Annotated in this window: 8 protein-coding genes; 5 read left to right on the top strand and 3 right to left on the bottom strand. The window is 61.8% G+C overall.

Annotated features, from left to right (window positions below):
* The 4 genes from WBB85_RS00870 to WBB85_RS00885 all read left to right on the top strand — a co-directional run.
* On the top strand, window positions 1-207 hold a 207-nt coding region (locus WBB85_RS00870; protein WP_432636729.1), incomplete at its 5' end, for a TRAP transporter large permease subunit.
* On the top strand, window positions 183-968 hold the full coding sequence (locus WBB85_RS00875; protein WP_432636730.1) for an alpha/beta fold hydrolase: 786 nt from the start codon (window positions 183-185) through the stop codon (window positions 966-968). The genes WBB85_RS00870 and WBB85_RS00875, both read left to right, overlap by 25 nt.
* A 199-nt stretch (window positions 969-1,167) precedes the next feature.
* Window positions 1,168-1,401 carry an EF-hand domain-containing protein gene (locus tag WBB85_RS00880; protein ID WP_432636731.1) on the top strand — a complete coding sequence of 78 codons (234 nt, stop codon included), beginning with the start codon at window positions 1,168-1,170 and terminating at the stop codon, window positions 1,399-1,401.
* A 322-nt stretch (window positions 1,402-1,723) separates the two neighbouring features.
* Window positions 1,724-2,851 carry an aromatic ring-hydroxylating oxygenase subunit alpha gene (locus WBB85_RS00885; protein ID WP_432636732.1) on the top strand — a complete coding sequence of 376 codons (1,128 nt, stop codon included), beginning with the start codon at window positions 1,724-1,726 and terminating at the stop codon, window positions 2,849-2,851.
* A gap of 318 nt (window positions 2,852-3,169) precedes the next feature.
* On the opposite strand, the gene WBB85_RS00890 is transcribed toward WBB85_RS00885, so the two are convergent.
* The 3 genes from WBB85_RS00890 to WBB85_RS00900 all read right to left on the bottom strand — a co-directional run bounded on the left by WBB85_RS00890 (window position 3,170) and on the right by WBB85_RS00900 (window position 5,366).
* Entirely contained in the window at window positions 3,170-3,472 is a 303-nt protein-coding gene (locus tag WBB85_RS00890; RefSeq protein WP_432636733.1) for an FtsB family cell division protein, read from the bottom strand.
* 116 nt (window positions 3,473-3,588) lie between these two features.
* The gene (locus tag WBB85_RS00895) at window positions 3,589-4,482 is read right to left on the bottom strand and encodes a fructose bisphosphate aldolase (protein WP_432636735.1); all 894 of its coding nucleotides are present in this window, start codon (window positions 4,480-4,482) and stop codon (window positions 3,589-3,591) included.
* A 110-nt stretch (window positions 4,483-4,592) separates the two neighbouring features.
* Window positions 4,593-5,366 carry an SDR family NAD(P)-dependent oxidoreductase gene (locus WBB85_RS00900; protein WP_432636737.1) on the bottom strand — a complete coding sequence of 258 codons (774 nt, stop codon included), beginning with the start codon at window positions 5,364-5,366 and terminating at the stop codon, window positions 4,593-4,595.
* Window positions 5,367-5,528: 162 nt separating this feature from the next.
* Between WBB85_RS00900 and WBB85_RS00905 the strand changes: the two genes are divergently transcribed.
* The coding region (locus WBB85_RS00905) for an isocitrate lyase/PEP mutase family protein (RefSeq protein WP_432636738.1) at window positions 5,529-6,346 on the top strand (818 nt) is incomplete at its 3' end.

Below are 6,346 nucleotides of genomic sequence, written 5' to 3' on the forward strand. Positions count from 1 at the left end.
GTCTATACGATCACGATGGAGATCGCGGTGCTGACCCCGCCTGTTGGCCTCAACCTCTATGTCATTCAGGGGATCGGGCAGGGCAAGGTCACGATCGGTGACGTCATCATGGGCTGCCTGCCCTTCATCGCTGCGATGGTCCTTCTCATCGCCATTCTCATCCTCGTACCGGAGACTGCACTGTGGTTGCCAGATCAGATGCGCTGACCGCCGCAAGCGGGCTCAGCTACCGCCGCGCCGGAACCGGTCAGCCGCTTGTCCTCGTTCACGGCTATCTGGGCGGTTCCGCCCAGTGGCAGGCCGAGATTGACCGGTTCAGCGCCGGTTACGACGTGATCGCCCCCGATCTGCCGGGCTTCGCGGCCTCGGCCGGTTGCAATCCCGTCGACCGGATCGAGGGGTTCGTCGCGGCGATCATCGGGTTGCTTGATGAGCTTGGCGTCACGACATTCATGCTGATGGGACATTCCATGGGCGGGATGATCGCACAGGAGATGGCCGCCCGGCATGGCGACCGGGTCACGAGGCTGGTGCTTTACGGCACCGGGCCTCTGGGGGTCATGCCGGACCGGTTCGAGACCCTCGACATCTCGCGCCAACGACTGCGTGCCGATGGTGTGGCCGAGACGACGCGGCGCATCGGGGCCACATGGTTTCGCGATGGCGAACAGGCGACTGGCTTTGGCCTCGTCGCAGCACTTGGTGCGCAAGCCAGTGAGGCGGCGGCGATGGGCGCGCTTGATGCGATGGATCATTGGGATGGCCGCCCGGCAATCCCCACGCTGACCATGCCGTCGCTGGTGATCTGGGGGGACGGTGACAAATCCTACCGCTGGCCGCAGACCGAGGCGCTGTGGCGCGCGCTGCCCGATGCGGGCCTCGCGGTCCTGCCCCGCGCCGCCCATGCCGCGCATCTGGAAAAGCCCGGGATCTTCCAGGCCATGCTTGGGGAATTCCTCGCGGGCTGAGGGTAACGGTTCCACCCGAAAACCGGCGGATAGATGCGTTTTAGGCATAGTTGGATCGGCGCCTTTACGCCTGTGCGATCACAGCGCCGTGAAGGGCGATTTCATCCCTCTTGCGCCTTCCCGGGCCACACGCCAAATAGCGTCAGGTGGCGACTAAGCCACTGATTCTAGGGCAGATGCCCTGTTGGAGTATACAAAGATGAAAAAGTTCGTTCTGGCCCTCGGCGCCGTTGCCGCTTTCGCCGCCGCTGCCAACGCCCAGACCGTCGTCACCGACACCGACGGCAACGGCACCTTCTCGATCGAAGAGCTGACCGCTGCTTACGCCGACATGACCGCCGAAACCTTCGCGGCTATCGACGCGAATGCCGACGGTGCGGTTGACGCTGACGAACTGGCTGCCGCTCAGGAAGCCGGCACGATCGCCGAATAATCAGCGATCTGCATCCCCTTTCGGGACAGGCCCCGGGGTTTACGCCCCGGGGCCTTTGTTTTTCTCATGCCCGTCATTCGTGTTGGTCTGTAGTTGCGGGGCCCCCGCCAGTGCGACCCTCATACCGCTTGCCGGGGCGGGCAGGTGCTCAACCGGTGCTTTCGGTCAGAGGCGACCGGCGCAGGAGGGGCCGCTATTGATGGCATCAACGGATACTTGCCGGCGCAAAGCGATTTGCGGATCAGCCCGAGAATTTTCTGTGGCGCGAAGCTGAGGCCCGTGATAGCAACTGTGATCACAGATACGCTACTTGAGGGACGCCATGCCGACGGCCAATCCACCCATCGTCGATACGCTCCGCGCCGAACTGGCGCTGCTTCGGTCGCTTGACCGGGATCAGGCGCGGACCATGCCGCCCGCCTTCTACACCTCGGCCGATTTTCATGAGATCGAGAAGGAGGAGCTGTTCCGTTCGGAATGGATCTGCCTTGGCCATGTTGGCGAGGTGCCGGACAACGGCGATTACTTTACCACCGAACTCGTGGGCGAACAGCTGATCGTGGGCCGCGACCACAAGGGCGAGGTGCAGGTCCTGTCCAATGTCTGCCGCCATCGCGGCAACCTCGTGGCCGAAGGCAGGGGCAACAAGCGCAGCTTCGTCTGCGGTTATCACGCCTGGACCTATGACCTTGACGGGACCCTGAAGACCGCGCCGCTGATGAAGGACGTCAAGGCTTTTGACCGCAAGAAATGCAACCTGCCGCAGATGAAATGCGAAGTCTGGAGCAACTTCATCTTCGTCAATCTCGACGGCACGGCCAAGCCGCTGGCGCCGCAGCTCGCCAAGCTGGATGCGATCCTGCACAACTACCACAATGAGGAACGCAACCTCTTATTTTCCGACGAAACCGTCTGGAACACCAACTGGAAGAACCTGACCGAGAACTTCATGGAAGGGTATCATCTGTTCGCGACCCATCCGACGACGCTGCAGCCGATGACCCCTACCCAGCTTTGCCGGAAAGTGCCGGGTGAAGACCGCTGGACCGCCTACCGGTCCTATTACGATCCGAACTATCCGCCGCGTGGCCCGTTTCATGAAGACATGACCGAGGATGAACAGCGCAACAGCGTGCTTTTCAACATCTTCCCCAGTTTCGTGGTCGCGGTCGCGGCGAATTACACGCTTTACCTGTGTCTGCGCCCCGCGGCTGCCGACAAGGTCGCGATCCGCTGGGGCGTGGCCGGGTTCAAGACCGATCCCGAAGACCCGGAAGTGGTGAAATATGTCGACCTCTGCAAGGCCTTCAACGACGAGGATCGCCAGAAGCTGGAAACCCTGCAAAGGGCGCAAAACACGCGCTATTACGCGCATGGTCCGCTGGCACCGGACGATCTTGAGGGGACGATCTGGGATTTCCTGCAATTCATGGCAGGCAGGCTCGGTTAGAGCCCTCAACGCGTTTCGGGTTGTCGTTGAGATAACAAGCATCAGCATTCGAACGAAAAATGGTTCGAATGCTGATTCAATGCAAACCCGAACCGCAATAGTTGTCATAAACGCGGTGCCCACATCCGCCCGGCTTGAGGTATGACAGAGCGAGGGCAGCATTGCCGATGCGTTGAAACAAAGCCCGGCAACGCGAAGGCGGATCAGGCCAAACGATTTCAGCGTTTCGCGTTTAAATTGAATACGACGCATCACCTAACGCGTTGAAATCTTTGATTTCAGGCAGCGTTAGATGATTCGGGTTTAACGCGAAACGCTTTAGTGAATGACAATCTCGTCAGCGCGCACACGGCCAAGGACATCGCGGGCGCGCTCGTCCAGAAGATCAAGGTCAAGGTAGTCGTCCGACAGCCGCAGGGTCAGATTGGCCATCCGCGCGACATCCGCTTTCAGCCGGTCCCGCTCGGCGATCAGCGCATCCTTTTCCGCCGTCGCCTGCACCCGCCGGAAGACACCGAAATCCCCCTGCACAGCGGCAAAGGTAAAATAGAATCCGACACAACACGCGCCTATCAGATAAAGCGCCATGGCAAGGGCCGGACGTTTGCGGGGTGCGTTCATAGTCTGCCTCGTTTTCCCACCTCTGCCGGGCGGGTCCGCGAATCATGGCACAGGTGATTCGCGAAGGGAATCCCCCTTCGCGAATTTCTACAGGTTTTCGGCGGTTTTTGTCTGATTTATCCGGCGACCGAGGCGTCGCGGATCGACTGGATCGTGGTATCCAGCACCGAATTGAAATCAGCATCCGATTGCTGGGCCGACAGGCCTTCGGTCAGCGCACGGCTGAAACTGGCGATCATGCCGGTGTTCCGGGCCAGAAGCGCATTGGCCTCATCACGGGAATAGCCGCCCGACAGGGCCACAACCCGCATCACGCGCGGATGATCGACCAGGGGCTTGTAGAGGTTGGCCTTGGTCGGCAGCGTCAGCTTCAGCATCACCTGCTGGTCGGCGGGCAGCGCATCGAGATGCCTGTTCAGCTCGGCCAGCAGGATGTCCTCGGCCTCGGCCTTGTCGGCAATCGAAATCGTCACCTCGGGTTCGATGATCGGCACCAGACCGTGGGACAGGACCTGACGGCCAAGATCGAATTGCTGTGCCACGATGGCGGCGATGCCCGCAGGGTTGGCCGCATCGATGACCGAGCGTTCCTTGGTGCCGAAGATGCCCGCCTTGACCGCGCGGGACAGCAGATCGTCAAGCCCCGGAATAGGTTTCATCAGCTTGACGCCGTCCTTGCCCTCTTCCAGCCCCTTGTCGATCTTCAGGAACGGCACCACACCGCGCTCTTGCCACAGATAGGTGGCTGAGGGTTTGCCGCCGATCTCGGCATCCATGGTCTTTTCGAACAGGATCGCCCCGACCACACGGTCGCCGGTGAAGGCGGGCGAGGTGGCGATACGGGCGCGCATCTGGTGGATCAGGCCGTACATCTCGGCGTCGCCTGAATAGGCATCCTCGCTGATCCCGTAAAGCTTCAGCGCCTTCGGCGTCGAGCCGCCGCTCTGGTCCAGCGCCGCGATGAAGCCCTTGCCCGACCGCATCTGTTCCGCCTGTTTTTGCCGCGACATATTCACCTCCGCCAGAAGCCCAAAACACTATGGATAAATCCCATCCACGGCTTCTAGGCGCTTCGCGCGGCCCTTGCAAATATGGTGGCGCTAACGTCGCCTGCTCGGTTCTATTTCATGAACAATGCGGTGATCCGGGTCGTCAGGGCGCGGGGCGCGAACCGCGGCGAGACCGCAAAAAACTTGTTCAGAAGGCCGGTCACGCGAATCCGCTTGCCCTTTTTCATCGCGGTCCAGCCGGCCTTGGCCACTCGTTTGGCCGATGCGACCGGCAGCGCCTTGAGAAGCGCGATGTCCTCCATCTGCGCATCCTTGATAAAGTTGGTCGCTGTCGCACCGGGGCAGAGCACCGTCACCGTCACCGGGCTGTCGCGCAGTTCCTCGGCCACCGCCTCGGTCAGCGACAGCACATAGGCCTTGGTCGCGTGATAGACGGCCATGTTCGGCCCGGGCATGAAACCGGCGGTGGACCCGACATTCAGGATATGTCCGCCGCCCTGCCGGGTCATGTGGGCGACCGCACGTTTCATCAGGATGGTAAGGCCTGTGACATTTACCATGATCGATGACATTTCGCGGTTGAATTCACTGCCGGTGAAGGGGCCGTTGTAGCCGAGCCCCGCATTGTTCACCAGAACATCGATATGCCGCCGCATCTCGGCCCGGCGCCACAGCGCCTCGACCGCCTTGGGGTCGGATAGATCGGTGGGCAGCACTTCGATTGCCACATTGTGGCGGGCGCGCAATTCGTCGGCCAGCCGCTCCAGCTTCTGGACCTGTCGGGCGACAAGGATCAGGTCACGTCCTTCGGCTGCTGCAAGACGCGCGAATTCCACGCCCAGCCCTTCAGAGGCCCCGGTGATCATGGTCCATTTCGTCGACATCTGCCCGTCTCTTGGTCTTTTCAGTAGGTTACGACATTGTATCCTGTCTGTAAGCGGCGAAACTAAGGCCGTCTTGGGGAACCTCGCGTCACCCGGTCCGGAGATTGTGTTTATGGCGAGATGTTCTTATTATGTTCCCGTCAAGCCATGCGGGAGGGAATGATGCAGACCGTTCAAACCAAATATGACCGGTTTCGCGCCTTGCACGATCGGGGCGGGGCCTTCGTGATGCCCAATGCCTGGGATGCCGGATCGGCGATGATCCTGACGGCACTTGGTTATGAGGCGATTGCGACGACAAGTGCAGGCTACGCCTTTTCCGTCGGCAAACGGGATTCCTTTGTGGCCCTCTCGTGCGATGAGGTTCTGGCCAATGCCGCTGCCATCGCCGCGGCCACCGATCTGCCGGTCAGCGCCGACCTTGAGGACGGGTTCGGATCTGCGCCCGAGGTGGTGGCCGAGACGGTGGTCATGGCGGCGGGACTGGGCCTCGTCGGCGGTGCGATCGAGGATGCGACCGGCGATCCCGACGCGCCGATCCATCCTTTCGGGCTGGCCGTTGACCGGATCAGGGCAGCGGCATCGGCGGCGCGGGGACGGTCGTTTCTATTGACCGCACGGGCCGAGAATTACCTCTATGGGCGCCCCGACCTGAACGACACAATCGCACGTCTTCAGGCTTTCGCCGAGGCGGGGGCGGATGTGCTCTACGCCCCGGGTCTGCCGGATCTGGAGGCGATCCGCACCGTCTGCGGTGCTGTCGGCAGGCCGGTCAATGTCGTGATGGGGCTTTCGGGGCCGAACCATTCTGTCGCCGTTCTGGCGGATGCGGGTGCCCGCAGGATCAGCACCGGCGGCTCCTTCGCTCGCGCTGCCCTTGGCGCGCTGATCCGGGCGGGTCGGGAGGTGCTGGAGGCGGGCACCTTCACCTATGCCGCCGATGCCGTGCCGGATGCCGAAGTGGCGGCGACGATGTCGCA

Origin of the sequence: Albidovulum sp. (assembly GCF_049646345.1) — a bacterium.
In the GTDB taxonomy this organism is placed as follows: domain Bacteria; phylum Pseudomonadota; class Alphaproteobacteria; order Rhodobacterales; family Rhodobacteraceae; genus Albidovulum.